The 25,781-nt window shown below is 69.6% G+C and carries 23 protein-coding genes and 2 tRNA genes; 14 read left to right on the forward strand and 11 right to left on the reverse strand.

What is annotated here, in order from left to right:
• The first annotated feature begins 19 nt into the window (after window positions 1–19).
• The 3 genes from KAK03_RS18065 to KAK03_RS18075 all read left to right on the forward strand — a co-directional run bounded on the left by KAK03_RS18065 (window position 20) and on the right by KAK03_RS18075 (window position 2,541).
• Window positions 20–718: a CoA transferase subunit A gene (locus tag KAK03_RS18065; protein WP_210855951.1), complete on the forward strand. Its 699-nt coding sequence runs from the start codon at window positions 20–22 to the stop codon at window positions 716–718.
• Between the two features lie 13 nt (window positions 719–731).
• A complete protein-coding gene (locus KAK03_RS18070; RefSeq protein WP_210804344.1) occupies window positions 732–1,370 on the forward strand; it encodes a CoA transferase subunit B in 639 nt (212 codons plus the stop codon).
• A 79-nt stretch (window positions 1,371–1,449) separates the two neighbouring features.
• Complete coding sequence (locus KAK03_RS18075) at window positions 1,450–2,541, forward strand: alpha/beta fold hydrolase (RefSeq protein ID WP_210855953.1); 1,092 nt, start codon at window positions 1,450–1,452, stop codon at window positions 2,539–2,541.
• On the opposite strand, the gene KAK03_RS18080 is transcribed toward KAK03_RS18075, so the two are convergent.
• Window positions 2,542–2,982: a hypothetical protein gene (locus tag KAK03_RS18080; RefSeq protein ID WP_210855955.1), complete on the reverse strand. Its 441-nt coding sequence runs from the start codon at window positions 2,980–2,982 to the stop codon at window positions 2,542–2,544.
• Between the two features lie 74 nt (window positions 2,983–3,056).
• A complete protein-coding gene (locus KAK03_RS18085; RefSeq protein WP_210855957.1) occupies window positions 3,057–3,569 on the reverse strand; it encodes a hypothetical protein in 513 nt (170 codons plus the stop codon).
• Between the two features lie 179 nt (window positions 3,570–3,748).
• On the opposite strand from KAK03_RS18085, the gene KAK03_RS18090 reads away from it, so the two are divergent.
• Window positions 3,749–5,533: a gamma-glutamyltransferase family protein gene (locus KAK03_RS18090; RefSeq protein WP_210855959.1), complete on the forward strand. Its 1,785-nt coding sequence runs from the start codon at window positions 3,749–3,751 to the stop codon at window positions 5,531–5,533.
• Here KAK03_RS18090 and KAK03_RS18095 read toward each other — a convergent pair whose 3' ends face one another.
• The 4 genes from KAK03_RS18095 to KAK03_RS18110 form a co-directional block, all read right to left on the reverse strand.
• A complete protein-coding gene (locus tag KAK03_RS18095; protein ID WP_210855961.1) occupies window positions 5,534–6,571 on the reverse strand; it encodes a quinone-dependent dihydroorotate dehydrogenase in 1,038 nt (345 codons plus the stop codon).
• A 21-nt stretch (window positions 6,572–6,592) separates the two neighbouring features.
• Window positions 6,593–7,741, reverse strand: a complete 1,149-nt coding sequence (locus KAK03_RS18100) for an outer membrane protein assembly factor BamB family protein (protein ID WP_210855963.1) — start codon at window positions 7,739–7,741, stop codon at window positions 6,593–6,595.
• A 92-nt stretch (window positions 7,742–7,833) separates the two neighbouring features.
• Window positions 7,834–8,172, reverse strand: a complete 339-nt coding sequence (locus tag KAK03_RS18105; protein ID WP_210855965.1) for a zinc ribbon domain-containing protein YjdM — start codon at window positions 8,170–8,172, stop codon at window positions 7,834–7,836.
• A 47-nt stretch (window positions 8,173–8,219) separates the two neighbouring features.
• Complete coding sequence (locus tag KAK03_RS18110; protein WP_210855967.1) at window positions 8,220–8,894, reverse strand: carbonic anhydrase family protein; 675 nt, start codon at window positions 8,892–8,894, stop codon at window positions 8,220–8,222.
• Window positions 8,895–8,928: 34 nt separating this feature from the next.
• On the opposite strand from KAK03_RS18110, the gene rpiA reads away from it, so the two are divergent.
• Window positions 8,929–9,591 (forward strand): ribose-5-phosphate isomerase RpiA, encoded by a 663-nt coding sequence (gene rpiA / locus KAK03_RS18115; protein ID WP_210855969.1) that lies wholly within the window; start codon window positions 8,929–8,931, stop codon window positions 9,589–9,591.
• On the opposite strand, the gene mnmC is transcribed toward rpiA, so the two are convergent.
• The 4 genes from mnmC to earP all read right to left on the reverse strand — a co-directional run bounded on the left by mnmC (window position 9,588) and on the right by earP (window position 14,352).
• On the reverse strand, window positions 9,588–11,561 hold the full coding sequence (gene mnmC / locus KAK03_RS18120) for a bifunctional tRNA (5-methylaminomethyl-2-thiouridine)(34)-methyltransferase MnmC2/FAD-dependent 5-carboxymethylaminomethyl-2-thiouridine(34) oxidoreductase MnmC1 (RefSeq protein WP_210855971.1): 1,974 nt from the start codon (window positions 11,559–11,561) through the stop codon (window positions 9,588–9,590). The two genes, rpiA and mnmC, sit on opposite strands and share 4 nt — an antisense overlap.
• Window positions 11,558–12,502, reverse strand: a complete 945-nt coding sequence (locus KAK03_RS18125; protein ID WP_247661264.1) for a heme-dependent oxidative N-demethylase subunit alpha family protein — start codon at window positions 12,500–12,502, stop codon at window positions 11,558–11,560. Before KAK03_RS18125 ends, mnmC begins: the two co-directional genes overlap by 4 nt.
• A gap of 73 nt (window positions 12,503–12,575) precedes the next feature.
• Window positions 12,576–13,130 (reverse strand): elongation factor P, encoded by a 555-nt coding sequence (gene efp / locus KAK03_RS18130; protein ID WP_210804109.1) that lies wholly within the window; start codon window positions 13,128–13,130, stop codon window positions 12,576–12,578.
• Window positions 13,131–13,296: 166 nt separating this feature from the next.
• Window positions 13,297–14,352: an elongation factor P maturation arginine rhamnosyltransferase EarP gene (earP, locus tag KAK03_RS18135; RefSeq protein ID WP_210855974.1), complete on the reverse strand. Its 1,056-nt coding sequence runs from the start codon at window positions 14,350–14,352 to the stop codon at window positions 13,297–13,299.
• A 35-nt stretch (window positions 14,353–14,387) separates the two neighbouring features.
• On the opposite strand from earP, the gene uvrC reads away from it, so the two are divergent.
• The 9 genes from uvrC to KAK03_RS18180 all read left to right on the forward strand — a co-directional run bounded on the left by uvrC (window position 14,388) and on the right by KAK03_RS18180 (window position 22,565).
• The gene (gene uvrC / locus KAK03_RS18140) at window positions 14,388–16,373 is read left to right on the forward strand and encodes an excinuclease ABC subunit UvrC (RefSeq protein ID WP_210855976.1); all 1,986 of its coding nucleotides are present in this window, start codon (window positions 14,388–14,390) and stop codon (window positions 16,371–16,373) included.
• Window positions 16,360–16,872 (forward strand): hypothetical protein, encoded by a 513-nt coding sequence (locus KAK03_RS18145; RefSeq protein WP_310738653.1) that lies wholly within the window; start codon window positions 16,360–16,362, stop codon window positions 16,870–16,872. Before uvrC ends, KAK03_RS18145 begins: the two co-directional genes overlap by 14 nt.
• Before the next feature lie 34 nt (window positions 16,873–16,906).
• Entirely contained in the window at window positions 16,907–17,473 is a 567-nt protein-coding gene (gene pgsA, locus KAK03_RS18150) for a CDP-diacylglycerol--glycerol-3-phosphate 3-phosphatidyltransferase (protein ID WP_210855978.1), read from the forward strand.
• A gap of 2 nt (window positions 17,474–17,475) precedes the next feature.
• Window positions 17,476–18,357, forward strand: coding sequence for a DMT family transporter (locus tag KAK03_RS18155; protein WP_375140989.1), 882 nt, complete (start codon window positions 17,476–17,478; stop codon window positions 18,355–18,357).
• A 185-nt stretch (window positions 18,358–18,542) separates the two neighbouring features.
• Window positions 18,543–18,812: an HU family DNA-binding protein gene (locus KAK03_RS18160; RefSeq protein WP_210804105.1), complete on the forward strand. Its 270-nt coding sequence runs from the start codon at window positions 18,543–18,545 to the stop codon at window positions 18,810–18,812.
• Window positions 18,813–18,825: 13 nt separating this feature from the next.
• A tRNA-Val gene (locus KAK03_RS18165) sits at window positions 18,826–18,901 on the forward strand.
• Window positions 18,902–19,045: 144 nt separating this feature from the next.
• Window positions 19,046–20,947, forward strand: a complete 1,902-nt coding sequence (locus KAK03_RS18170; RefSeq protein ID WP_210855980.1) for a SurA N-terminal domain-containing protein — start codon at window positions 19,046–19,048, stop codon at window positions 20,945–20,947.
• 62 nt (window positions 20,948–21,009) lie between these two features.
• Window positions 21,010–21,085 (forward strand) — tRNA-His (locus tag KAK03_RS18175).
• 172 nt (window positions 21,086–21,257) lie between these two features.
• The gene (locus tag KAK03_RS18180; RefSeq protein ID WP_210855982.1) at window positions 21,258–22,565 is read left to right on the forward strand and encodes a tyrosine-type recombinase/integrase; all 1,308 of its coding nucleotides are present in this window, start codon (window positions 21,258–21,260) and stop codon (window positions 22,563–22,565) included.
• A gap of 413 nt (window positions 22,566–22,978) precedes the next feature.
• On the opposite strand, the gene KAK03_RS18185 is transcribed toward KAK03_RS18180, so the two are convergent.
• Complete coding sequence (locus tag KAK03_RS18185; protein ID WP_210855984.1) at window positions 22,979–25,756, reverse strand: conjugal transfer protein TraG N-terminal domain-containing protein; 2,778 nt, start codon at window positions 25,754–25,756, stop codon at window positions 22,979–22,981.
• Between the last annotated feature and the right edge of the window lie 25 nt (window positions 25,757–25,781).

Consider the following 25,781-nt stretch of genomic DNA (forward strand, 5'->3'; position numbering starts at 1 on the left):
AAGCCCGGAGGCTTCTCTCATGAACAAGGTGTACCCGAGCGCGGCTGCTGCGCTGGACGGCATCGTCCACGACGGCCAGTTGATGGCGGTGGGCGGCTTCGGCCTGTGCGGCATCCCCGAGGCGCTGATCGACGCGCTGCAGGCCAGCGGCAAGAAGGACCTGACGGTCATCTCCAACAACGCCGGTGTCGACGGCTTCGGCCTGGGCAAGCTGCTGGCCACCCGGCAGATCAAGAAGATGATCTCCAGCTACGTGGGCGAGAACAAGGAGTTCGAGCGCCAGTACCTCAGCGGCGAGCTGGAGCTGGAGTTCACGCCCCAGGGCACGCTGGCCGAGAAGCTGCGCGCCGGCGGCGCCGGCATCCCGGCCTTCTTCACCAAGACCGGTGTGGGCACGATCGTCGCCGAGGGCAAGGAACTGCGCGAGTTCGACGGTGAGACCTATGTGATGGAGCGCTCCCTGGTGCCCGAGGTCTCGCTGGTCAAGGCCTTCCGGGCCGACAAGAGCGGCAATCTGCAGTTCCGCCGCACGGCGCGCAACTTCAATCCGAACGTGGCGATGGCTGGCCGCATCACCGTGGTCGAGGTCGAGGAGATCGTCGAGACCGGCGCGATCGACCCGGACCAGGTGCACCTGCCCGGCATCTTCGTGCACCGCATCGTGCTCAACACGACGCCGGAAAAGCGCATCGAGCAACGCACCGTCCGCAAGGCCTGAAGGAGAACACGACATGGCATGGACCCGCGATGAAATGGCCGCCCGCGCCGCCAAGGAACTGGCCGACGGCTTCTACGTGAACCTGGGCATCGGCCTGCCGACCCTGGTGGCCAACCACGTGCCCGAGGGCATGGAGGTCTGGCTGCAGTCCGAGAACGGCCTGCTGGGCATCGGCCCCTTCCCGACCGAGGACCAGGTGGATGCCGACATGATCAATGCCGGCAAGCAGACCGTCACCACGCTGCCGGGCAGCAGCATCTTCAGCAGCGCCGACAGCTTCGGCATGATCCGCGGCGGCAAGATCAACCTGGCCATCCTCGGCGCGATGCAGGTCTCCGAGAAGGGCGATCTGGCCAACTGGATGATCCCGGGCAAGATGGTCAAGGGCATGGGCGGCGCGATGGACCTGGTGGCCGGCGTGAAGAACGTGGTGGTCCTGATGGAGCACGTGGCCACCAAGAAGGACGGCACCACCGACATCAAGATCCTGCCGCACTGCACCCTGCCGCTGACCGGCGTGGGCGTGGTCGACCGCATCATCACCGACCTGTGCGTGCTGGACGTCACCCCGCACGGCCTGAAGATCGTCGAGCTGGCGCCGGGCGTCACGCGCGAGGAAGTGCAGGCCAAGACCGGCGTGCAGGTGCACTGACACCGGGCACGCCCCATCGCGGGGCCGTCCCGCGATCAAGGGCTTCCAGCGGGTGGGGTCGGGACGTTAGTCTCCGACCATGCCCCCGCCGGTGCCTTCCCAGCAGCAGATCCGCTTCACCCAGACCGCCGACGGGGTCCGTCTGGCGTTCTCGGTGGCCGGTCTCGGCGAGCCGGTGCTGATCAAGGCCGCCACCTGGCTGTCGCACCTGGAAGCCGACTGGGACAGCCCGGTCTGGCGCGGCCTGCTGCACGCGCTGGCCGAGCGCACGCGTCTGGTCCGCTACGACGAGCGCGGCTGCGGCTGGTCGGACTGGGACGTCGCCTCGCTGGGATTCGACGACTGGGTGGACGACCTCGAATGCGTCGTTGACGCGGTGGGTGCGCCGGAGCGCTTTGCGCTGCTGGGCATCTCGCAAGGGGCGGCGGTGGCCGTGGCCTATGCGGTGCGCCACCCGGAGCGCGTTTCGCACCTGGTGCTGCACGGCGGCTATGCACGGGGGCGCCTGGTGCGCGCCGACTCACCGCAGGCCCGTGACGAGGCCGAAATGATGTGCCGCCTGGCCGAACTGGGCTGGGGCAAGCAGGACCCGTCGTTCCGGCAGTTCTTCACCACCCAGTTCATCCCCGGCGGCACGCCCGAGCAGCACGCCTGGTTCAACGAGATGGAGAGGCTGTCCACCTCGCCAGCCAATGCCGCGCGCTTCATGCGCGTGTTCGCCGGCATCGACGTGCAGGCGCTGCTGCCGCAGGTGCGCTGTCCGACGCTGGTGCTGCACAGTCGCCATGACGTGCGCGTGCCGCTGGAAGAAGGGCGCCTGCTGGCCACCCAGATCCCCGGCGCGCAGTTCGTGGTGATCGAGAGCGGCAACCACCTGCTGCTGGAGACCGAACCTGGCTGGCAGGCCTGGTGGCAGGCGGTGGACGCCTTCCTGCCGCCGCGGCCGGGCCAGAGCAGCGGCACGGTCGACTTCGGCGGCTTGTCGCCGCGCCAGCGCGAGGTGCTGGAGCTGATGGCCCAGGGCCGCGACAACGCGCAGATCGCCGCGGCCCTGGGGCTGTCGGAGAAGACGGTGCGCAACCAGGTCACCGCCATCTTCGACAAGATCGGCGCCGACAACCGGGCGCGCGCCATCGTGCGCGCCCGCGATGCCGGCTTCGGCCGCGGCTGATCAGGCGCAGACCGCCACCACATGGAAGGCGCGCTGCACGCGCGTGCCGGCATCGTCAGTGGTCTGCACGAAGACCGCCGTCGGCACGCTCACGCGGCGCGCCGTGACCGCCTGCCCCGAGGCCGGCGTGCCCACGTCGATGCTGCCCAGCGTGGCCACATAGGTGCACTGGCTCACGTCCACCGGGAAATCGATCTGGTAGGCACCGGTGGTGTTCAGCGCCGAGGCGCCGGTCGCACCGCCGCGCTGCAGGACGCCGGTCTCGGAGACCACGGCGTCCCAGACGCGCGGGCGGCCAGCCCTGAAGGTGGGCTGCACGTCACCCTGGCTGGCGGCGGCGCGGTCGCGGGAGCTGCCATTGATGTCGGCCGCCTGGGCCGCGACGGTCAGGGTGCCCAGCAGCAGGGCGGCGGCGGCATGGGTGATCAGGGTCGTGTTCATGGTCGTTCCTTTCAGGGGATGAAGCCGGAGACCGGCAGGGGTGGAGGACGGGGCCCGATCGGGCCAGGAAGCACTCAGGGAATGAAGCGGCTCAGGTACACCATGTGCGCCTGCACGTCGGCGGTCGGATCGGTGCGGCTGAGTTGCAGCACCACGTAGGCCCCATGGGTGAAGAAGTTGATCGAGGCCGGCGTGAAGCTGGTGAGCGTGTTCTGCACGCCGGTGGCGTCGGCGCTGGTGACGGTGCCCAGCACCTCGATGGCGCCAGTCGTCTTGCTCTTGCGCACCAGCGTGGCCCGCACTGAGCCATTGACGCTGGCGTCCACGGCCTGGACCTCCAGCTGGTCCAGCACGTTGGTGCCGGTGAACTCGTAGTTGACCGGGCAGATCAGCGAGGCGCTGCCGGTCTTGGTGTCCTTGAAGCTGACGGCGCCGCTCTTGGTGCCGACGGTGATCAGCTTGGCCGAGCCGGGCGTGGGCACACAGCCGGAGGCGACCATCTGCCAGCCGTTGGCGGCCTGGGCGCCGGAGGCGCCGGCCAGCAGGGCAGTCAGGGCGGCGGCGGAAAGAAGGGTTCGTGCAGTCATCATCGAGGCTCCTGGTGGGTGGGCCGGGCCGTGGTGGCGCGGTGATGTCATCGTCCAGCGTGTGGATGGCGGCGTCGCGGGCTCGATGTCCCGTTGGCGACACCCATCGGTGGCCTCCATGGGGCAGCTGTCCCGACCCTCTCCCCAGGACACGGGGGGTTGGACGTAGCATCCGCCGCATGCACCGCCTGATCCGCCCCCGCACCCGCACCGTGGCCGCCCTGCTGCTGAGCGCGGTCGGCCTGCTGGCCTGTCAGGGCACGCCGCAGCGATGGGCGACCCCCGAGGTGGCAGGCATGGTGCAAGCCAAGTCCGGCTGGCAGCTGCAGCGACAAGGCGTGGCGGCCGCGCACCCGCTGGCGGCCGAGGCCGGGGCCCAGGTGCTGCGTGAGGGCGGCAACGCACTGGACGCGGCGATCGCCGCGCAACTGGTGCTCGCGCTGGTGGAGCCGCAGTCCAGCGGCATCGGCGGCGGGGCCTTCCTGCTGAGCTGGGACGGCCACCAGGTGCTGGCCTGGGACGGTCGCGAGACCGCACCGGCCGCGGTCACGCCGGCCCTGTTCCTGGGGGCCGATGGCCGGCCACTGCCGCTGCCGCAGGCCATCGCCAGTGGCCGCTCGGTGGGCGTGCCCGGCACGCTGCGCATGCTGGAGGCGGCCCATCGCCGCGGTGGCCATCTGCCCTGGGCGCGTCTGGTGCAACCGGCGATCGAGCTGGCCGAGCAGGGCTTTGCGGTCAGCCTGCGGCTGCACCAGTCGATCGCGGCCAGCGCGCAGCTGCGCGCCGACCCGGCTGCGCGGGCTTTCTATCTCGACCCGCAGGGCCAGCCCTGGCCGGTGGGCCATCGTCTGACCAACCCGGCGCTGGCCGCGGTGCTGCGCCGCGTGGCCAGTGAAGGCGCCGATGTGCTGCACCGTGGCCCGGTGGCCGCGGCCATCGTCGCGCGCGTGCGTCAACACCCGCAAGGTCCCGGCGCGATGACCGAGGCCGACCTGGCCGGCTATCGGCCGCTGCAGCGCGAGGCCATCTGCACCGACTGGCGCGACTGGCGCGTCTGCGGCATGCCGCCCCCCTCCAGCGGCCACCTGGCGGCGATGCAGATGCTAGGTCTGCTCGATGCGCTGCCCCCCACCACGGACCCGGCCGAGCGCGCCCACCGCTGGATCGAGGCGGCGCGCCTGGCCTACGCCGACCGTGCGCAGTACCTGGCTGATCCGGCCTTCGTCGACCCGCCCGGCGGTGACTGGCGCAGCCTGCTGGCGCCCACCTACCTGCGCCAGCGCGCTGCGCTGATCGGTCCGCGGACCATGGGCGAGGCGACACCCGGCCAGCCTGGCGGCGTGCGCCTGGCCTTCGCGCCGCAGGCGCCGCAGCCCGAGCACGGCACCAGCCACATCAGCGTGGTCGATGCCCAGGGCAACGCGGTGGCGCTGACCACGACGATCGAGGCCGGCTTCGGCAGCGGCCTGCTGTGCGACGGTGGCACCGGATGGCCTGGGGGCTTCCTGCTGAACAACGAGCTGACCGACTTTGCGCTGCAGCCCACTGGTGCCGACGGTCGGCCGGTGGCCAACCGCGCCGAGGGCGGCAAGCGGCCACGCTCGAGCATGGCGCCCACGCTGGTCTTCGACCGCCGCGATGGCCGCCTGCTGGCCACGCTGGGCTCACCGGGCGGTGGCGCGATCATCCATTTCGTGGCCGGCACGCTGCAGGGCCTGGCCGAGGGGCTGACGCCGCAGCAGGCGGCAGACGCACCGCACCTGCTGAACTTCAACACGTCGCTGAGCTGGCTGGAGCGCGGCCGCTGGTCGCCCGACGTGGTGCAGGGGCTGCGCGCGCGGGGCCAGCAGGTGCAGGAGGACGAGATCCCCAGCGGCATCCATGTGCTGCAGCGCGACCCGACCGGCCGAGGCTGGCTGGGCGGCGCGGACCCGCGCCGCGAAGGCGTGGTGGCCGGCGACTGATCAGCGCTTGAGCGCCTGGGCCGCTTCGCGCACCAGCGGCGAGCCGCGGTAGATCAGCCCGGTGTAGAGCTGCACCAGGTCGGCCCCGGCGGCGATCTTGCTGCGCGCATCCTCGCCGCTGAGCACGCCGCCCACGCCGATGATCGGGAAGCCCGCGCCCAGCTCGGCGCGCAGCAGGCAGATCACCCGGTTGCTGGGTTCCAGCACGGGGGCGCCTGACAGACCGCCGACTTCGTCGGCATGCGGCAGGCCCTGCACCGCGTCGCGGGCGATCGTGGTGTTGGTGGCGATCACGCCGTCCATGCCGTGCTTCTTCAGTGTGGCGGCGATCACCCGCACCTGGTCCTCGTCCAGATCGGGCGCGATCTTCAGGAACATCGGCACGCTGCGCCCCAGGCGCGCGGACAGCTGGGCCTTGCGCTCGACCAGCGCGCCTAGCAGGCCGTCGAGTGCCTCGTCGCTTTGCAGTGCGCGCAGGTTCTTGGTGTTGGGGCTGCTGATGTTGACGGTGACGTAGTCGGCGTGCGGGTAGACGCCGTCCAGGCAGCTCAGGTAGTCGGCGGTGGCGTGCTCGATCGGCGTGACGGCGTTCTTGCCGATGTTCAGGCCCAGGATGCCGCCGCCGGCGCGGAAGCTGCGCGCGCGCTGCACGTTGGCCAGGAAGGCGTCCAGGCCCTCGTTGTTGAAGCCCAGGCGATTGATCAGCGCGTTCTTCGCCGGCAGGCGGAACATGCGCGGCTTGGGGTTGCCGGGCTGGGCCTTGGGCGTGACCGTGCCCACCTCGATGAAGCCGAAGCCCATGGCGCCCAGGCCGTCGATCACGCGGCCGTTCTTGTCCAGGCCGGCGGCCATGCCCACGCGGTTGGGAAAGCGCAGGCCGGCCACGGTGACCGGGTCGTCCACGCGGGGCTGCGACCACAGGCATTGCAGCGGCGTGTTCTGGAAGCGCGCCATTTGCTCGAGCGTCAGCTCGTGCGCGGCTTCGGGGTCCATCCCGAACAGGATGGGGCGGGTGAGGGCGTACGGGATCAGGGCCATGGTGGCCGCGATTGTCTCAGGTCACTTCTTCGCGCCGGCCGCCGCCGTGGGCCGCCAGTCCCGGAAGACGTCGATGTCCACGCCGTCGGGGTAGTTGAAGTAGCCCGGCGCGTGGCCCTGGGTGTCGGTCACGCCGTACTGCCAGATGATGGCCTTGGTCTGGCGGTCGATCACCAGCACGCGGTTGCGCAGGTCGTCCACCACCAGGATGTCGCCGGTGTCGGGCAGTTCGCGGGCGATCGAGGGGTGGTCCAGCATCTTCTCGCCGCTGGTCTCGAAATACTCCCAGGTGGCCTTGCCGGTCTTGGGGTCGAAGATGATGATGCGGCCCGGCTTGGCGAAGTCGGCCACGATGACCTGCTGGCCGTCCACCGTGGGGAAGGCGTCGGAGGGGTAGCGCAGCTTGGGCGCGCGCACGCTCCACTTGACCTCGCCGCTGCGCGTGATGCGCGAGATCCAGGCGTCGGTGATTTCGCTGACCAGGATGTCGCCGTTGTCCATCGGCGTGGCGCCGTTGGGCCAGGCCAGCGTGTGCGGCGGGTTGTGCTTGCACTGGCCGGGGCGGCCCCACTGGGTGGTGATCTGGTCGGTCTTGGGGTTGACGATCAGCACCCGGCAGTTGCGGATGTCCGCGGTCAGGAACTGGCCGTCGTCCAGCAGGTGCGAGTCGTCCGGGTAGTTCATCAGCCGGCCGGTCTTGCCACGCCGGTCGGGGATGCCCCAGGTCCAGGTGACGGTTCGGCTGTCGTAGTCGACCAGATGGATGTCGAAGTTGTCTTCTTCGCTGACTGCCAGCGTCTTGCCGTCGGCCGAGAAGTTCACGTCCTCGTTGCCGCGGTAGAAGCTCAGGTCGGGCGAGGGCATCTCCCAGACGATGCGCTTGTCGGGCGCGATCTCGATCAGCCGGTTGTTGCGGCGGTCGGCCACGATGATCGGGTAGGGCAGCGGCTTGCCCCAGGACGCCACCGGCTGGCGGCGGCTGCCGGTGACCGGCGGGATCGGCGGCAGCTGGACACCGCTGGAGACGATGCCGGCGCCGGTCATCGCGGGCGTGACGGGCACAGCCACGCCCTCATCGGGCTTGGCAGGGAGGGCGGCGCCGGCCGTGTCGGCCAGCAGGATCAGGGCGGCCAGCGAGAGCGGCCGCAGGGCGGGGCAGGCAAAGGGCATGCCGCGACGATGCCCGCGGGTGAGGTCGCGGTGCTTGAGGCGGGTCAACCGCGCCGGCCGCCTTCAGCGGCACGTCAGCTGTCTGGGCCGGCTCAGGCCTTCTTGATGAACTCCGACTTCAGCTGCATCGGGCCGAAGCCGTCAATCTTGCAGTCGATGTCGTGGTCGCCCTCGATCAGGCGGATGTTCTTGACCTTGGTGCCCACCTTGATCACCGACGATGAGCCCTTGATCTTCAGGTCCTTGATCAGCGTGACGCTGTCGCCATCCTGCAGCAGGTTGCCATGGGCGTCCTTCCAGACCTTGGCGGCCGGCTCGGCGGTGGCGTCGGTCGGGTTCCACTCGTGGCCGCAGGAGGGGCAGACCAGCTGGCTGCCGTCCTCATAGGTGTAGTCGGCGGCGCAGGCGGGGCAGGCAGGCAAAGTGCTCATGGAAGGGTGTGGGCGGGCGGTCAACCGGCGATTGTCGCTGACCCGCCTCAGGAGGCGAGGACCGCGCGGCCGTTCGATGGTTGCACGGCGCGCGCATTCGGTGCCATCACCGCCCGCAGCGCGGACAGCTGCGCCGCAGACACCGTGGCCACCGCCTTCAGCACCAGCCAGACCACGCCCTCGGTGCAGGGCGCGCTGGTCAGCGAGCCCTCGTAGCGGTAGTAGGCCAGGTCGGTGGGCAGCCAGCGGCGGGGGTCGACGCTGGCGCCGTCCACCCGCTGCTCGGGTTGACCGGCCCGCGGCCAGGGCAGTGGCAGCTGCGCCAGGGCGGGGTGGGGTGCGCCCTCACGGCACAGCAGCACCAGCGTCACCAGCTGCCCCGAGGGGCTCTTGTGCGGGAAATGCAGTCCGAGCGGGAAGCTCTCGCCGCGGATGCGGTCGCCGCCGGGCAAGTGGAAGTGGAACTGCTGCAGCGTGTGCGGCACCGCGCCCACCCACAGCCGGCTGCCCGGGGCGCTGCGCACGCGCAGCGTGTGGCCATCGTGGACCCAGCGCAGCGGCGAGGGCTGCCAGTCGGCGCGCAGCGGCGGCAGCGGGACCTGCGCCGTGGGCACGATGTCGATCGGTGACTGGCGGCGGCCATCGCGGCACAGATCCGCCTGGGCTGTCAGCGGCAGCAGGCCGAGGCTGGCGAGCGCCTGCCGCCGGGTGAGGTGGTGCATCAGGCCAGCGTAACCGACAGCGATAATCGCCGCCATGACGCAAGACGAACTCAAGGCCCTTGTCGGCCAGGCCGCACTGGCCTATGTGGTGCCCGGCTCCATTGTGGGCGTGGGCACCGGCTCCACCGTCAACTGCTTCATCGACGCGCTGGCGACGATGAAGGACCAGATCCGCGGTGCGGTGTCCAGCTCGGTCAAGAGCACCGAGCGCCTGCAGGCGCTGGGCATCCCGGTGTTCGACGCCAACGAGGTCGAGTCCATCCCGGTCTACATCGACGGGGCCGACGAGATCGATCACAGCGGTTGCATGGTCAAGGGCGGCGGCGCGGCGCTGACGCGCGAGAAGATCGTGGCCGACCTGGCCGAGCGCTTCATCTGCATCGCCGACGAATCCAAGCTGGTGCCGGTGATGGGCCGCTTCCCGCTGCCGGTCGAGGTGATTCCGATGGCGGCAGCCCAGGTGGCGCGCCGCTTTGCCGCCACCTATGGCGGCACCGGCACGGTCCGCGAGGGCGTGGTGACCGACAACGGCAACCTGATCCTGGACGTGCGCGGCCTGCAGATCACCGACCCGCTGGCTATGGAGGCCGAGGTCAACCAGTGGCCCGGCGTGGTCACGGTGGGCATCTTCGGCCGCCACAAGGCCAAGGTCTGCTTGCTGGGCACGCCGCAGGGCGTGAAGACGCTGGCGTTCTAAGCCGGCTTGCGGGCGGCGCGGGCGACGAAGCGCGCCGGATCGATCGCATCGAGCAGGCTGGCCGCCAGCGGCACAGGCGCGCCGCAGATCCACGCTGCCAGCACCTCGCCCAGCAGCGGCGCCAGCGTCAGCCCGCGCGAGCCCAGCGCGGTGAGCAGGTACAGGCCCTCGACGCGTGGCACCTGGCGCGGCTGTTCCTGGCGCCGCGCACCGGCACGCGCGGGCGCATCGGCCGGCACCGGACCCACCAGGGGCAGCCGGTCGTCGGCGGCCAGGCGCCAGCCCACCTTGCCCTCCAGCGCCGGGTGCTCGGCCAGCAGCGGGTCCACCGGCTGGCCGGTGAGCTCGGCCATGCGGGCCAGGTTGCGCCGGTGGTCGTCCGTGCGCACGGCAGGGTCTGTGTCCCCGCGCTGCGAGGTGGCCCCGCACAGCAGGCCGCCGCCCAGTGCATCGGGCAGCGTGATCAGGTAGCCGCCGCTGGCCAGCGGCAGTGCGGGCTTCGGAAGGTCCGAGGCCAGCGACGGCGGCACGATGCTCACCTGGCCGCGCTGCTGGCCGAGGGGCCAGTCCGCGGCCTCCGGGTGCCACGGCACCAGCAACGCCAGGCCGTCCAGGGCGCCGGCCACCACCGCCACGTCGGCCACGGCCAGGACGCGGCCCTGCGCATCACTCGCCTGCCAGAGGCCGCCCTCGCGGACCAGCCGCGCGACATCGCTGTCGGGACGCAGCGCGATGCCCGGCGCGTCCAGCAGGTGGCGCACCAGGGCCGGCGGGCTGACCCAGCCGCCGCCGGGGTAGAACCACTGTGGCCGCGGCAGCGCCAGGCCGACCCGGCGCGAGGCCTCGTCGGCCGGCAGCGCCTGCACATAGCCGGCCGGCAGGCCCTGCCGATCGGCCAGCGCCTGCAGGACCTCGGCGGGATCGTCACCGCCGCCGCGCAGCAGACCCGCCACGGCGCCCGGCAAGGCCTGGGTGCCAAGCTGCCCCGCCAGTCGCTGCGCCGTGCGCAGCGCCGCCGCGCGCAGCAGCTGTGCATGCGCGCCGTCGTGCGGATGCAGCACGCCATGGAACAGCCCGGCGCGGTTGGACGAGGTCTCCTGCGCCGGCGCGCTGCGGCGTTCCAGCACCGTCACGGTCAGCCCTTCGCGGGCCAGTGCGTCGGCCGCCGCTGCGCCGGCCACACCGGCACCGATCACCAGCGCGCTGCGGGCCCGCGGCGCAGGGCGGCGCCCTGGCGGTGCTGCGGCACGTCGGTGGGCACCGATGAAGCGCGCCACGCTGATCTCGCGCTTGCCGCCCAGGCCGGGTTGGCGCTCGACGGTGAAGCCCGCCGACGCCAGACCGTCGCGCACATCGCGCGCCACGCTCCAGGTGGCGGCGGTGGCGTCTGCGGCGGCCAGGCGGGAGAGCGCAGGGTACAGGCGTGCGTCCCACATCGCCGCGTTCTTTGCCGGCGCAAAGCCATCCAGGTAGAAGGCATCGACCTCGGCCACCAGTTCCGGCAGCCAGTCGGCGATGTCGCCGAAGGCCAGCAGCAGCCGCACCTGGCCATGGTCGAATTCCAGCGTGTGCAGGTCAGGGGTCAGCGGCGGCCAGGCGGCGAGCAGATCACGCACCCGCTCCGGCGTCTGGCTGCCGGCATGAACCTGGGCCAGGTCCGCGGCGCGCAGCGGGTGCTTTTCGATCGAGACGAAGACCAGTTGCGCCGGTCGCTGCGGATCGTCGCGCCAGGCCTGCCAGGTGGCCAGGAAGTTGTTGCCCAGACCGAAGCCAGTCTCCAGCACCACGAAGCGCCGCCGGCCGCGCCAGCGCTGTGGCAGGCCGTTGCCGGCCAGGAACACATGGCGCGCCTGCGCAAAGGCGCCGGCGCGCGGGTGGTAGACGTCACCGAAGGCGGGTGCGTAGGGCAGGCCCTCGAACCCGGGCTGGTCCAGCCGCAGCGCGCCCGCCACGATGGGCGCGGTCTTCATGCGGCCGTGCGCGCGGCCAGCCAGCGCAGCAGCGGCTCGCGCACGCCGTCCAGCGCGCGGTAGGCCAGCACCGCAGGGCTCATGCTGGCCAGCGCGTCATGCAGGGCCTGCGCGCGCGCCGGCGTATCCACCGCCTCGGCCAGCGGGCGCACCTGCACACCGATCGTGAACACCGCCTGCTGCAGCGCGGGCAGCGGAATGAAGCACTGGTGCTCGGTGCGGAACCAGGCGTCGCCGGGGCGGCCGGGGTCCAGGTCGCGCGGCCAGGCATGCGGCGCGCGGTCGGGGTGGCCGTGCAGCCAGGGCGAATCGGTGACTGTCCAGACGAAGCGCTCCCAGGCGTCCGGGCCGCAGACCAGCTTCATCAGGTGGGCGCCAGCCTGTCGCACCCTGTCGGCATCGGCCACCGGCGCGTGGGCGTCGGCAAAGCGGCGGCCGATCTTGTCGCGCGGCGCCCAGTGCGAGGGCAGGCACACCGCCAGCCAGGCCAGGCTGCCGTCTCGGCCGTCGACCAGGGCCAGGTCCTCGGCGAAGGCCAGCGCCAGCAGCGCGCTGCGGCGCAGCGGGGCGGGCAGCGCGGCCAGGGCACGGGCGGGCTCGGCCCAGGCGCCGGGATCGGCCTGCAGCGTGCCATCGGGCGCGACCGTGCAGCCCAGCACCGGGGCGTGCCAGCGGCCATCGGGCTGGACCTGCCAGGCGCTTGGATGGGCCTGCGCGGCATGGGCGGCCAGGGCATCAAGCGCCGGTGTGGGGTCGGCGCCCGGGGCGCTCAGCAGCGCCTCGGTCGGCCAGCGCTGCAGCACCGCCACCTTCTCACGCAGGTGGCGCGAGCCGGCGGCGACCGGGGTCAGTTGGGGCGTGTCGGCCGCCAACCGCCGCAGCCCGGGCTGCATGCGGAACGGGGCCGTCACCGTGTGTTCGAAATCGAAGGACAGGGCCATGGTGGACAAGAAAAAGGGCACCTGAGAAGGTGCCCATGATGCCTGCCCGGACCGCGCCGGGCGCTGCGCCGCGTCAGGCGCGCTTGCGGTACTCGTGGGTGCGGGTGTCGATTTCGATCTTGTCGCCGTTTTCCACGAACAGCGGCACGGCGATCTCGAAACCGGTGCCGACGATGCGGGCGGGCTTCATGACCTTGCCCGAGGTGTCGCCCTTGACGGCCGGCTCGGTCTCGATCTCGCGCACGACGGTGGTGGGCATTTCGACCGAGATGGCCTTGCCGTCATAGAACACGACCTGCACCGGCATGTTGTCTTCCAGGTAGCTGACCGCGTCGCCCATGTTCTCGGCCTCGACCTCGAACTGGTTGTACTCGGCGTCCATGAAGACGTACATCGGGTCGGCGAAGTAGGTGTAGGTGCAGTCCTTGGTGTCCAGGACGATCTGCTCCATCTTGTCGTCGGCCTTGAAGACCACTTCGGCGCCGGCGCCGTTGAGCAGGTTCTTCATCTTCATGCGCACGGTGGCGGCGCCACGGCCGCCGCGGCTGTATTCGGTGCGCAGCACGACCATCGGGTCCTTGCCCTGCATGATCACGTTGCCGGCGCGGATTTCCTGAGCGAGTTTCATGGTGCTGTTCCAGCTGGGGGCCCGGGGCGTTGTTCAGCGTGCCGTCGCGGGGTATCCGCGGGGTGACCGGGGCCTGATTGAAATGAGTGGGTCGCGAAAAACCTGGCTTGCGCCCCAGGCTGTCCGGTGCAGGACCAGCCAGCCGTTTTTCGCAAAGCCTTGAATTTTAACGCCTTTCGGTGACAAAGGCGAGGAGCTGCGTTGTCAGGTCGACCTGGGTCAAGAGCCGGGAACGCCAGCGCCGGGTCAGCCCCTGCCAATCCGCCAGCGGCGGCAGCGGGTCGAGCCCGTCGGCGGCAAAGCCGTTCCAGGCCCGGAAGGCCTGGGCCACCGCACCGGCCAATGCCGGTGGCTGATCCTGCCGCAGGCGCTGGAGAAAGGCCTCCAGCTTGGCCTGGTGCACGCCGTCGTCCTGCACATAGATCTGCCACAGGAACGGGCGCGCGGCCCACTGGGCGCGCACGAAGCTGTCCTCGCCGCGCACCAGGTTCAGGTCGCACACGGCCAGCAACTGGTCGTAGGCGGTCTGCGGCAGCCAGGGCAGGGCGAGGCTGCGCAGGCCCGGCGGAAGCGCACGGCCCTGCAGCGCGGCGGTGGCTGCACCCGGGGTGGTGAGCAGCAGCGTCGGGGTGCCGGCCAGGGCCGCCAGCAGCCGGTCGACCGGCGCGCCGGCGTAGCAGAACAGGCTGACCAGGCGCTCGCCGGGGCGTGCCTGCAAGCCCCAGGCGGCCAGCCAGGCATCGCGCGCGCAGGTGTCCAGCGCCTCGATGCGGCCGGGCTCGCGCAGCAGGCCGCCGGTGGCGGGCGTGAAGCCGGGGTAGAAGAACCACTTGTCCAGGCCGGCGCCCGGGCCGCTCATCACCGGCGAGCGCAGGCCGTGGCTGCGCTCCACATAGGGCTCGGCGCTGAGGTACTCCAGGTTCAGCCACACCGGCGGGCGCTGCTCGGCGCGCATCGCGGCGACGAAGGCCGGAGGTGGGTCGCAGCCGAAAGCCTCGACCACCACCTCGCCCGGCGTGGGCAAGGCGTCCTCCTGCCAGCGCAGCACCTGCACGCCCGGGTGGCCCTGCGGCGCCATCCAGGCCAGCGCGGCGGCATCGTCCACCCACAGCCGCACCCGCTGGCCCCGTTCGGCCAGGTCCACGGCCAGACGCCAGCACACGCCGAGGTCGCCGTGGTTGTCGATCACGCGGCAGAACAGGTCCCAGAGCGGCGCAGCCATGGTGGGCATTATCGAAGGGCACAATGCGCGCCTGCATGGAAGTCCCCGAGCCGTCCCCCGTTCCTGCCCCGGCCAGCGAGGCCGCCGAGGCCCGCGCCCAGCAGGCGCTGGTCGAGGCGGCGGCGGCCGCCCGCGAGCGCCTGCTGGCCGAGGTGGCTGCGCTGCCCGGCCTGCCCGGCGTCTACCGCTACTTCGATGCGCGCGACAACGTGCTCTACGTGGGCAAGGCGCGCGACCTGAAGAAGCGCGTCTCCAGCTACTTCCAGAAGGACCATGGCGGCACCCGCATCGGCCTGATGGTGGCGCGCATCGCCCGCCTGGAGACCACGGTGGTGCGCACCGAGGCCGAGGCGCTGCTGCTGGAGAACAACCTGATCAAGGCGTTGAACCCCAAGTTCAACATCCTGTTCCGCGACGACAAGAGCTACCCCTACGTCAAGATCACCGGCGGCGGCTTCCCGCGCGTGGCCTACTACCGCGGCGCGGTGGACCGCAAGCACCGCTACTTCGGGCCCTACCCGGGTGCCGGTGCGGTGCGCGAGGCGATCCAGCTGATCCAGAAGGTCTTCCGCCTGCGCACCTGCGAGGACACCGTCTTCGCCAACCGCTCGCGGCCCTGCCTGCTCTACCAGATCCGGCGCTGCTCGGGCCCCTGCGTGGGCCTGGTCTCGGCCGAGGACTACGCCCGCGACGTGCGCGACACGGAGCGCTTCCTGCTGGGCGACGAGCAGCAGGTGGTGGCCGACCTGCAGGCGCAGATGATGGCTTTTGCCGACGCGCTGGAGTACGAAAAGGCCGCCGAGGTCCGCAACCGCCTGAGCGCACTGGCCAAGGTGCAGCACCAGCAGGCGGTGGACGAGAGCAGCCAGTCCTCGGCGGGCCGCGAGGTGGACGTGCTGGCGGTGAAGGTGGCCGGCGGTCGCGCCTGCGTCAACCTGGCGATGGTGCGTGGCGGCCGCCACCTGGGCGACCGCGCCTTCTTCCCCGCCCATGTGGAGGACGCCACCGCGCTGGCCGGCGGCGACGAGGACACGCGCAGCCCCGAGCAGCAGGTGCTGGACGCCTTCATCGCCCAGCACTACCTGCAGGGCACGCCGCCGCCGCTGCTGGTCACCAGCCACGCGGTGGACAAGGGCCTGCTGGCCACGCTGGCCGAGTCCACCGGCGTGAAGATCAGCGCCCAGCACCAGCCCCGCGAGCAGCGACGCATCTGGCTGGAGATGGCCCAGACCGGCGCCGACCTGGCGCTGGCGCGGCTGCTGGCCGAGGAGGGTTCGCAGCGTGAGCGCACCCGTGCGCTGATCGATGCGCTGGACCTGGCGATCGACGACCCGGATACGTTCCGTGTCGAATGTTTCGACATCAGCCACACGGCCGGCGAGGCGACCCAGGCATCCTGCGTGGTGTTCCAGGACCACAAGATGCAGAACGGCGAGTACCGGCGCTTCAACATCGACGGCATCACCCCGGGCGACGACTACGCGGCCATGCGCCAGGTGCTGACACGCCGCTACGCCAAGCTGGCCGAGCAGGTGGCGGCTGAAGGCGTGCCGCCCGCCACCGCCAAGGTCCGGCTGCCCGACATCGTGCTGGTGGACGGCGGCAAGGGGCAGGTGAGCATGGCGCGCGAGGTGTTCAGCGAACTGGGTCTGGACCTGGGCCTGATCGTCGGTGTCGAGAAGGGCGAGGGCCGCAAGGTCGGCCTGGAAGAGTTGGTGTTTGCCGACGGGCGCGAGAAGTTGTCACTGCCGCCGGATTCGGCGGCGCTGATGCTGGTGGCGCAGATCCGCGACGAGGCGCATCGTTTCGCGATCACCGGCATGCGCAGCAAGCGCGCCAGCGTGCGCACCGGCGGCAGCCGGCTGGAAGACATTGCCGGCGTGGGCCCCAAGAAACGCGCGAAACTGCTGCAGCGCTTCGGGGGCGTGCGCGGCGTGGCCGCCGCCAGCGTCGAGGACCTGCAAGGTGTCGAAGGCATATCACGAGAATTGGCATTGGAGATCTACCGTGCGCTTCACTGAACCCCACCCGATCGGCTACGCCTTCTGGTCGTCCTGGCGCGGCTGGGCGCTGCTGGCGGCCGTGGGCGGCTCGGCCTGGCTGTCGGGCTGCAAGACGCCGATGCCGGCGCCGGCGCCCGCCCCGGCCCCCAGCACCCGTCCGGCGCCCGCTCCGGCGCCCAGCACGCCCACCGCCCGCACCCCGGCCGAGTTCCGGCTGCAGGCGGCGCGCCGGCTGGTCGAGGCCAACCCGTCGATGACCTACCTGGAGGACGCGCCCGAGCCGCTGCTGGCCATCCCGGTGCTGGAGGCCGAACTGGATGCCGACGGCCGCGTCCTGAAGATCAATGTGCTGCGCTACCCCTCGCAGGCCAAGGACACCACGCAGCTGGCGATCGACGCCATGAAGCGTGCCGCGCCCTATGGCGACATGCGCCGCCTGCCCAAGCCCTGGCGCTATTCCGAGGCCTTCCTGTTCGACGACAACCGGCGCTTCAAGCCGCGCACCCTGGACGAATGAGCCATACCGCCGCGCGCACAGGCAGAATCGCGGCATGTTCCTGACGATTCCCACGCTGCTCACCTGGGCGCGCATCGTGGCCATCCCGCTGATCATCGGGGTGTTCTACCTGCCGCTGGCCGAGCCGACGCGCAACCTGATCGCGACCGTGATGTTCGTGGTCTTTGCGCTGACCGACTGGCTCGACGGCTGGCTGGCCCGCAAGCTCAACCAGAGTTCGGCCTTCGGCGCCTTCCTGGACCCGGTGGCCGACAAGTTCCTGGTCTGCGCCTCGCTGCTGGTGCTGGTGCACCTGCAGCGGGTGGACGTGCTGATTGCGCTGATCATCATCGGCCGCGAGATCGCCATCTCCTCGCTGCGCGAGTGGATGGCGCAGATCGGTGCCTCGCGCAGCGTGGCGGTGCACATGCTGGGCAAGCTCAAGACCACGGTGCAGATGGTGGCCATCCCCTTCCTGCTGTATGACTCGCCGCTGTTCGGCCTGGTCGACACGCGCCTGTGGGGCCGCCTGCTGATCATCGCCGCGGCCGTGCTGACCATCTGGTCGATGGTCTACTACCTGCGCAAGGCGCTGCCCGAGATCCGGGCCAAGGCGCGCTGACGGTGACCGTGTCCGCCGCCCAGGCGCGCTGGCTGCGCGCCATGCCCGCCGTGTTCGTGCTGATCTGGAGCACCGGCTTCGTGGTGGCGCGATTCGGCATGCCGCATGCGCCCCCTTTCTCGTTCCTGTCGTGGCGCTACGCGCTGTCCTGCGGAGCCTTTGTGCTGTGGGTGCGCTGGGCCGGTGCGGCCTGGCCGCAGGGGCGGCAGCAATGGCTGCACCTGGCCGTCACTGGCGTGCTGATGCATGGCGGCTACCTGGGTGGCGTGTGGTCGGCGGTCAAGCTGGGGTTGGGCGCCGGCACGGCCTCGCTGATCGTGGGACTGCAGCCGGTGCTGACCGCGCTGTGGGTGTCGGCCACCGGCAGTGAGCACCGGGTGTCGGCGCGGCAGTGGCTGGGTCTGCTGCTGGGGCTGGGCGGGCTGGCGCTGGTGGTGTGGCACCGCCTGGGGATGGGCGAGGCCAGCGGGCCTTCGCTGACCTGGGCCGTGCTGGCGCTGCTGAGCATCACCGCGGGCACGCTGTACCAGAAGCGCCATGTGCAGCCCTGCGATGTGCGCACCGCCAACCTGATCCAGCTGGCGGCGGCGCTGACCGTGTCACTGCCGCTGGCGCTGCTCGAGCCGCAGGCCATGGACTGGACCGGCGAGCTCGTCGGCGCGATGGCCTGGTCGGTGCTGGCGCTCACGCTGGGCGGCAGCTCGCTGCTGTACCTGCTGATCCAGCGCGGTGCCGCCACCCAGGTGGCCAGCCTGATGTACCTGGTGCCACCCTGCACGGCCGTGCTGGCCTGGGCGCTGTTCGGCGAGGCCCTGGGGCTGCGGGTGCTGGCCGGCATCGGCCTGACGGTGGCCGGCGTGGCCCTGGTGACACGCTCGCGCTGAGCACCTGATCACGCGGCGTTGCGGCGGCGCGTCCGGCCCCCCAACGATTAACAACTAGAATGATTTTTCAAGCTTGACACTGCTCAGCGCCACGGCTGTAATCGTTTTTCCGCCGTCAGAAGCGGCGCCGAAATCCACCCACGCTCACTGACCTTACTACTGTCCTTACAAGAGGGGGCTTCTTCGTGAACAAGTCTGAACTGATCGACCACATCGCCACCAAGGCCGACATCTCCAAGGCCGCTGCCGGCCGCGCGCTGGACGCGCTCATCGGCGGCGTCAAGACGACGCTGAAGAAGGGTGGCACCGTGTCGATCGTCGGTTTTGGCACCTTCGCCGTGACCAAGCGCGCCGCCCGCACCGGCCGCAACCCGCGCACCGGCGCCGCCATCAAGATCAAGGCCGCCAAGGTGCCGAAGTTCCGTCCGGGCAAGGCCCTGAAGGACGCGCTCTGATCGGCTGAATGCCGGGTGCTTAGCTCAGTTGGTAGAGCGGCGCCCTTACAAGGCGTAGGTCGGCGGTTCGAGCCCGTCAGCACCCACCACCACCGGGACCTCCGGCGACCTGGCTAGACACTTGGCTAGAATCGCGCGCGACTCGCGCTGGACCCGATCACAAGGCGAACTCCGGTTCGCCTTTGTCGTTTCAAGCGCCGCGCGCCGCGCGCTCTCCTCTTGCAAGGTCATTCATGTTCGATTTCGTCCGCACGCACACCCGACTGCTGCAGTTCCTGCTGGTGCTGCTGATCTTCCCGTCGTTCATCTTCTTCGGTGTCCAGGGCTACTCCAGCTTTGTCGACGGCAGCAACAAGACCGTGGCCGAGGTCAATGGCGCGGCGATCAAGTCGGGCGAATTCGACGCTGCCCACAAGCAGCAGATCGAGCGCATGACCCAGCAGATGCCCGGCGTCGACGTGAAGCTGCTCGACACGCCCGAGATGCGCAAGCGCTCGCTGGAGGGTCTGGTGCAGCAGCGCGTGCTGGCGGTGGCCTCTACCAAGGACCGGCTGCTGATCTCCGACGAGCGCCTCAAGCGCCTGTTCGCCAGCGACCCGCAGTACGCCTCGCTGCGCCGCCCCGACGGCAGCGTCAACGCCGAGATGCTGGCGGCGCAGGGCATGAGCTCCGAGGTCTTCGCCGAGCGGCTGCGCCAGGACTACATGCTGCGCCAGGTGCTGGGCGGGGTGGGTGACAGCAGCTTCGCCTCCACCGCGGTCAGCCAGGCTGGCGTGGCAGCCCTGCTGGAGCGGCGCGAGATTGCGGTGCAGAAGCTCGACGCCAAGGACTACCTGTCCAAGGTCCAGCCCACTGACGCCGACACCGAGGCCTACTACAAGGCCCACCCGGCCTTCTACAAGACCCCCGAGAGCGCGCAGATCGAGTACGTGGTGCTGGACCTGGACATGCTGAAGAAGCAGCTCAGCCTCAGCGACGACGACCTCAGGAAGTACTACGAGGAAAACGCCAGCCGCTACACCGCGGCCGAGGAGCGCCGGGCCAGCCACATCCTGGTCAACGCCCCCAAGGACGCGCCGGCGGCCGACCGCGAAAAGGCCAAGGCCAAGGCGCAGTCGCTGCTGGAGCAGGCGCGCAAGAACCCGGGCGGCTTCGCCGAGCTGGCGAAGAAGAACTCGGACGACCCGGGCTCGGCCGCCCAGGGCGGCGACCTGGAGTTCTTCGGCAAGGGCGCGATGACCAAGCCCTTCGAGGACGCGGTGTTCTCGATGAAGGACGGCGAGATCGTCGGCCCGGTGGAGACCGAGTTCGGCTACCACATCATCAAGCTGACCGGCGTGCGCGGCGGCACCAAGAAGCCGTTCGAGGCGGTGCGCGCCGAGATCGTCGATGAGGTCGGCCGCCAGATGGCGCAGAAGAAGTTTGCCGAGGCGGCCGAACAGTTCGGCAACCTGGTCTACGAACAGTCCGACAGCCTGCAGCCGGTCGTCGACAAGCTGCGGCTGACGCTGTCCACCGGCGTGGTGGGCCGCGAGGCGGCGCCGGGGGCCAGCGGTCCGCTGGCTTCGCCCAAGCTGCTGGCGGCGATCTTCGGCAACGAGGTGCTGAACAACAAGCGCAACACCGAGGCGATCGAGACGGGCCCGAACCAGCTGGTCTCGGCCCGCATCGTCAAGCACCAGCCCGAGGTGCTGCTGCCGCTGGACGCGGTCAAGGACCGGGTGCTGCAGCGCGTGCGCACCGGGCAGGCCGCCGCCGCGGCCCGCAAGGATGGCCAGGCCCGCGTCGAGGCGCTGAAGGCCAAGGCGGGCGAGCCGCAGGGCGCGGCGGTGGCGGTGTCGCGCACCCAGCCGGCGGGTCAGCCTCGGCAGGTGGTCGAGGCCGCGCTGCGCGCCGACCTCAGCAAGGGCGCCACCGTGGTGGGCGTGGACCTGGGCGAGCAGGGCTTTGCCGTGGTGCAGGTGCTCAAGGTGGTGGACCGTGGCGCCAATGACCCCGATGTCCCACGCGCCCAGCCCTTCGTGGCCCAGGCCCTGGCCGAGGCCGAGACCCTGGCCTACTACGAGGCCCTGAAGCGCCGCTTCAAGACCCGCATCGTGGAGACGCCGTCCGCGGCCGCCTCGGCGGCCAAATGAGTTGAGCGACGCCACGCGGCAGATGCCCTGATTTCAGGGCTATAATGCGTGGCTCTGCAGTGGTGGCTGTAGCTCAGTTGGTAGAGTCCCAGATTGTGATTCTGGTCGTCGTGGGTTCGAGTCCCATCAGCCACCCCATCCCAGCGTTTCATCAGGTCCCATGCCGGACCGAACTTCCCGCTAAATCAACGACTTAGACAGTCGCTTGAGTCAGGAAGGCTCCTGCCGTCCCACGGCAGCGCAGCGAAGTTGGGGGAACATCTGGGGGAACAAATGGCGTGTTCGCAGCCATTTGACGTTTTGTTCCCCCATGCTCACCGACAAGCAGTGCAAGAACGCGAGTTGCGACGCGGGTAGGCCCCGCGTGCGCCTGGCCGATTCCGGTGGTCTGTACCTGGAGGTCTCGCCCTCTGGGTCCAAGCGCTGGTTCTGGAAGTACCGCTTCGACGGGAAGGAGAAGCGCCTTGCCCTCGGGGGCTATCCAGATCTGGGTCTGAAGGAGGCCAGGGTCGCACGTGATGATGCGCGCAAGCAACATCAGTCGGGTGCAGATCCGGTGCTCACGCGGCAGGTGGAGCGCCTCAGTTCCCGGTTCGACGCCAACGCCAGCTTCGAGGTGACCGCGCGCGAGTTCCACACGACCAAGAAGGTCGGCTGGAGCGATCACTACGCCAAGCGCTGGATGGAGCGCCTCGAGAAGGACATCTTCCCCTGGCTGGGCAAGCTTCCGCTGTCCCAGATCGGCGCACCGATGCTGCTGCAGACGCTGCGGCGCGTCGAGGCACGTGGCACGCGCGAACTGCCTCACTCTCTGCTGGAAGCCTGCGGGCAGGTGTTTCGATACGGCGTTGCCACCGGACGTTGTGAGCGCAGCCCTGCTTCGGATCTGCGCGGCGCACTGAAGCCGGTGCTGACCAGACACGTCTCGGCGATCGTCGAACCGGATCAGGTCGGCGACTTGATGCGCGCGATCGACGGCTACCATGGTCACCCCGTCACCCGGGCGGCACTGCTTCTCTCGGCGCTGCTCTTCCAGCGGCCAGGGAACATCCGGCAGATGGAGTGGGCCGAGCTGGATCTCGATGCAAGGATGTGGGCGATACCCTCCGCCAAGATGAAGCGGACAAAGCGGGAGAAGATCAACGGAAGGCCGCACCTGGTTCCGCTCGCCACCCAGGCTGTGGACGCTCTGAAGGACCTGATGCCGCTGACCGGCCGAGGGCGATACGTGTTTCCGTCCCTGATCAGTGCCAAGCGGCCGATGAGCGAGAACACGGTCCGCGTTGCCCTGCGCCGGCTAGGCTTCGACAACGAGACGATGACTCCCCATGGATTCCGGGCGATGGCCCGTACCGTGATGGTGGAGCGGCTCAACGTGGCGCCGGACGTGATCGAGGCCCAGCTGGCACATGGGAAGTCCGGCCCGCTGGGCGCTGCCTACGACAGGGCAGAGTTCATCGAACAGCGGCGCGACATGATGAAGGCTTGGGCGGACTATTTGGACGAACTCAAGACCAAGCCACTAGGCAGACCTCGCGAGAAGGATCGGACTGCAGACGAGATGTATCGAACAGAAGGTCGCGCCACCTGTGTGAAGGCGCCTGCGTCGGCTGCGTAGCGGTTTTGGTCCTGGAACAGCCTGTAGCCGCTTCTCGCGATCACGTAGTTCACACTGTGCGTCCTGCAATTGACGTTTGTGAGGAGACCATGAGACGCCTCCTTCTCTTGTTGGTCGTTGCTGCGTTTGCAGCAGTCGGCTGGACGTCTGGGGCTGACAGCGGAGTGGGAACGCAGGTCGTGCTGGCAGGCGTTGCTGCACTGTTTGGGATCGCAATAGGTGGCCCGCTGTTCCGGCGTAAGGAGCGAGAGACCCGAAACCATGTCGATACTGGTCACGACGTTCCTGGGATGGGAACGTCTACGGCCGACATCGCAGCCAACTACTGGCGGGACAGGGGCCACCCGCCGCTCATGAAGCCACAATCTCCGCCGCCGGATCAGCACATCCACGATCCGGACCGGCTGGCCTGACTACCTTCGCTTCAGCAGGTCCTTCACTGCGTCGGCAGCGCCCTCGGCGGACTCCTTGGCATCCGCAGCTACTTGCTTGGCGGCGCGCTTGAGCAGTGATTGGCCTGCGACCAAGGTCCCATCCTCGCTTCGCACCGCGTTGACAGCCGAGCTCAATGCGCCGTTCTGTTGCTGAACGCCTTCGCGGATCGCTTGGCCGCGCCGTGAAACTGCGTCACGGACTGTGCCGGGCACGATCGGTGGAGGTACAGCGCCAGCTGGCAGACCGGGCTGGCGAGCGACTGCAGCATCGCCAGCGCGTTTCACGCTCTCGATATCTGGGCCCTCGGCCAGCTGATTGGCCTGCCGCGCATGTTGGGTCCTGAGGGACTCAAATGACAGCGGCACGGCAGTACCGTCAGAGAGGGTCCGGTTCGGTCCAAGTGACTGCCTGGCAAGCTCGGCCTCCATCAGTGCACGGGCGGCGGCACTCGTGCCACCGTACTGCTCGGCGTACCGTGTGAACATGGCGAGGTTGTGCGGGTCCTGGGCAATGTCGAGCGCGATCACCTCACCCCGTTCATAGGCTGCGCTCACGCGCTCCGCATAGGCGCTCCGATCTGAGAGACCGGCCTCGGCGCGCGAACTCCGGGTAGAGCTTGAGTTCAAGCGTGAAGACAGTTCACGTGCCTCGCGGGCGTCAGATGCGACAACCGACGCGAAGCTCGAGTCGCGGGACACTCGGTCGCCGAACTGCTTGAACTCGGCCAACTGCTCCGAGGTCAAGGCGCCCAGTACCCTCTGCTGGTCTGCCGAAAGCCCCGCCAGGTATCCCTTCTCCGCGTTGGCAGTTGCTCGAGCGCCGGCAACTGGTGTGGAGACACCGAGATGACCAGCGGCACCGAAAGCGATTCGTGCGACTTGCGACTGGCTCATCCCCGTGCTGTCGGCGACGCTCCTCGTGATCTGGTCCAACCGGTTCAGCGTCTGCCCCAACTGCTCGAAGCTGCTGGATGTCGACCCTGTGCTGCTTCGCGACGACTTCAGCTTTGCCAATCCCTTGGTGAATGCCTCGGACAGCACCGCCGAACGTTCGGTGCTGGCAGCGACTGCCTCGCTGCGGGCCGCGTCGACCTGGCGGCTGGCGTCCTGCACGTCCTGCTCGCTCACGCGCATCGATACGACCCGCGACGCGTAGCCCTGGTTGCGCAGCAGGCTCACGGCGGTCCGGCCGGTCAGCATATTCGACGAGAAGGTGTTGCCGCTGATGTCGTTCTGCCAGTTGCTCATGAACGCGGACGTCCGGTTCGGCGCGAGCCGGATCTGGTCCATCGAGACATTGCCCATGCTCAGATTGCCCGCGGCGGCACCTGCCGTGGCGCCGGCCACCATCGACTGCAGGCCCGAGAGACCGCCCACCAGCGCGGTGCCGAAGGTCTCCATCCGCTTGAGTGCCGCCCAGGCGATGAACGGGATGCTGATGGCGAGGTAGCCGACCACGGCCTCGCCGGAGATCGCCCGCGAGTAGATCGTCGATGCAGTCTGCAGCGACAGGGCCTTGGCGCCGCTGCCCAGGTCGGCCGCAGCCGCCAGGTCGTAGGCGGCGTAGATCGATGCCATGTAGTTGAGCACTGCATACAGCGGCGGCCAGAGCTGGATCCAGATCAGCACCGCGGCGTAGCCCTTGAAGGCCAGCATGGTCTCGCGCCCGCTGGTCAGCAGCATCAGCAGTACGAGGAGAGGGAACAGCGCGTAGGTGATGGCCTCGATCACGTTGCGGAACACCGGCAGCGCCTGCTCGGCCACCTTGCCTGCGTTCAGCCAGGCCGCGTTCTGCTGCGCCACGGACTGCGCCCGCCCGACGGCCAGCACCATGGCAGCCGGGTCGTTCACCTTCTGACCGATGATGCTGCTGGTGTCGTTGATCGCATTCAGCACCGCGTTCTGGCGGATCAGGTCGGCCGCCGTCGCGGCCGCGGTCGCGATGCTGTTCTTCAGGTAGGCCTGCTGGATTTGCCCGGCGATGACGGCATTGGCGGCCGCAGCCGGCAGCGTCGGATTCAGCTGGAAGGCGAGCTTGCCCTGGATGCGGGTCAGCTGTGCCGGCAGCCGGCCGTTGAGGTTCGTGTAGGCGTTCGGGCAGGTGTCGACGGTGATCGAGCCGCCGGCGCTGGTCAGGGTCGTGAAGCGTGCCGGGTTGGGCGATGCCATCAACGCCCACACGTCGTCCGAACTCGAGAACGTGCCCGGATCGACCGTGCCGTCGATCAGGTCGTACATCGTGCAGTTGTGGATGAAGTTGACCAGGTCCGTGCGGAAGTTCGGATCCTGGAAGGCGACGCATCCGGTCTCCCGGATTAGGCGGTTGCCGAACATCAGGCCGTTCTTCTCGTAACTCAGTTCGCTCGGCAGGGCGCCGACACCCGGGATGACCTGGAAGGCCGTCTCGAACAGGCCAGTGAGCGTGTGCCCGACCGTGCTGGTGACGCTGCCGAGGAAGGCCACGCCGAACGGGACGTTGGCCACAACCTTCACGGCGGATCCGCCGGTCTTGTCGACGACGCCCACAGTCACCCGCGGCACGATGAGGACGGAGAACACCAGCAGCACGGTGGCCAGCCACTTCCACCCCTGCAGCTTCTCGGGCGCGAAGGCGTAGGCCACCAGCGCCGCGATGAACCCGCAGAAGGCCACCGCGGCGACCGCCGCCATGTAGTCGCCGGAGCCGTGGATGGCTGCCGCGGCGTTGAAGATGCCGAACAGACTGTCGGCGTTCTGGTAGGCATATATCTCCCACATGCGTCGCTCCTGGGGACTGGTCCGC

The sequence above is a fragment of the Ideonella alba genome (assembly GCF_018069845.1).
Taxonomy (GTDB): domain Bacteria; phylum Pseudomonadota; class Gammaproteobacteria; order Burkholderiales; family Burkholderiaceae_C; genus Ideonella; species Ideonella alba.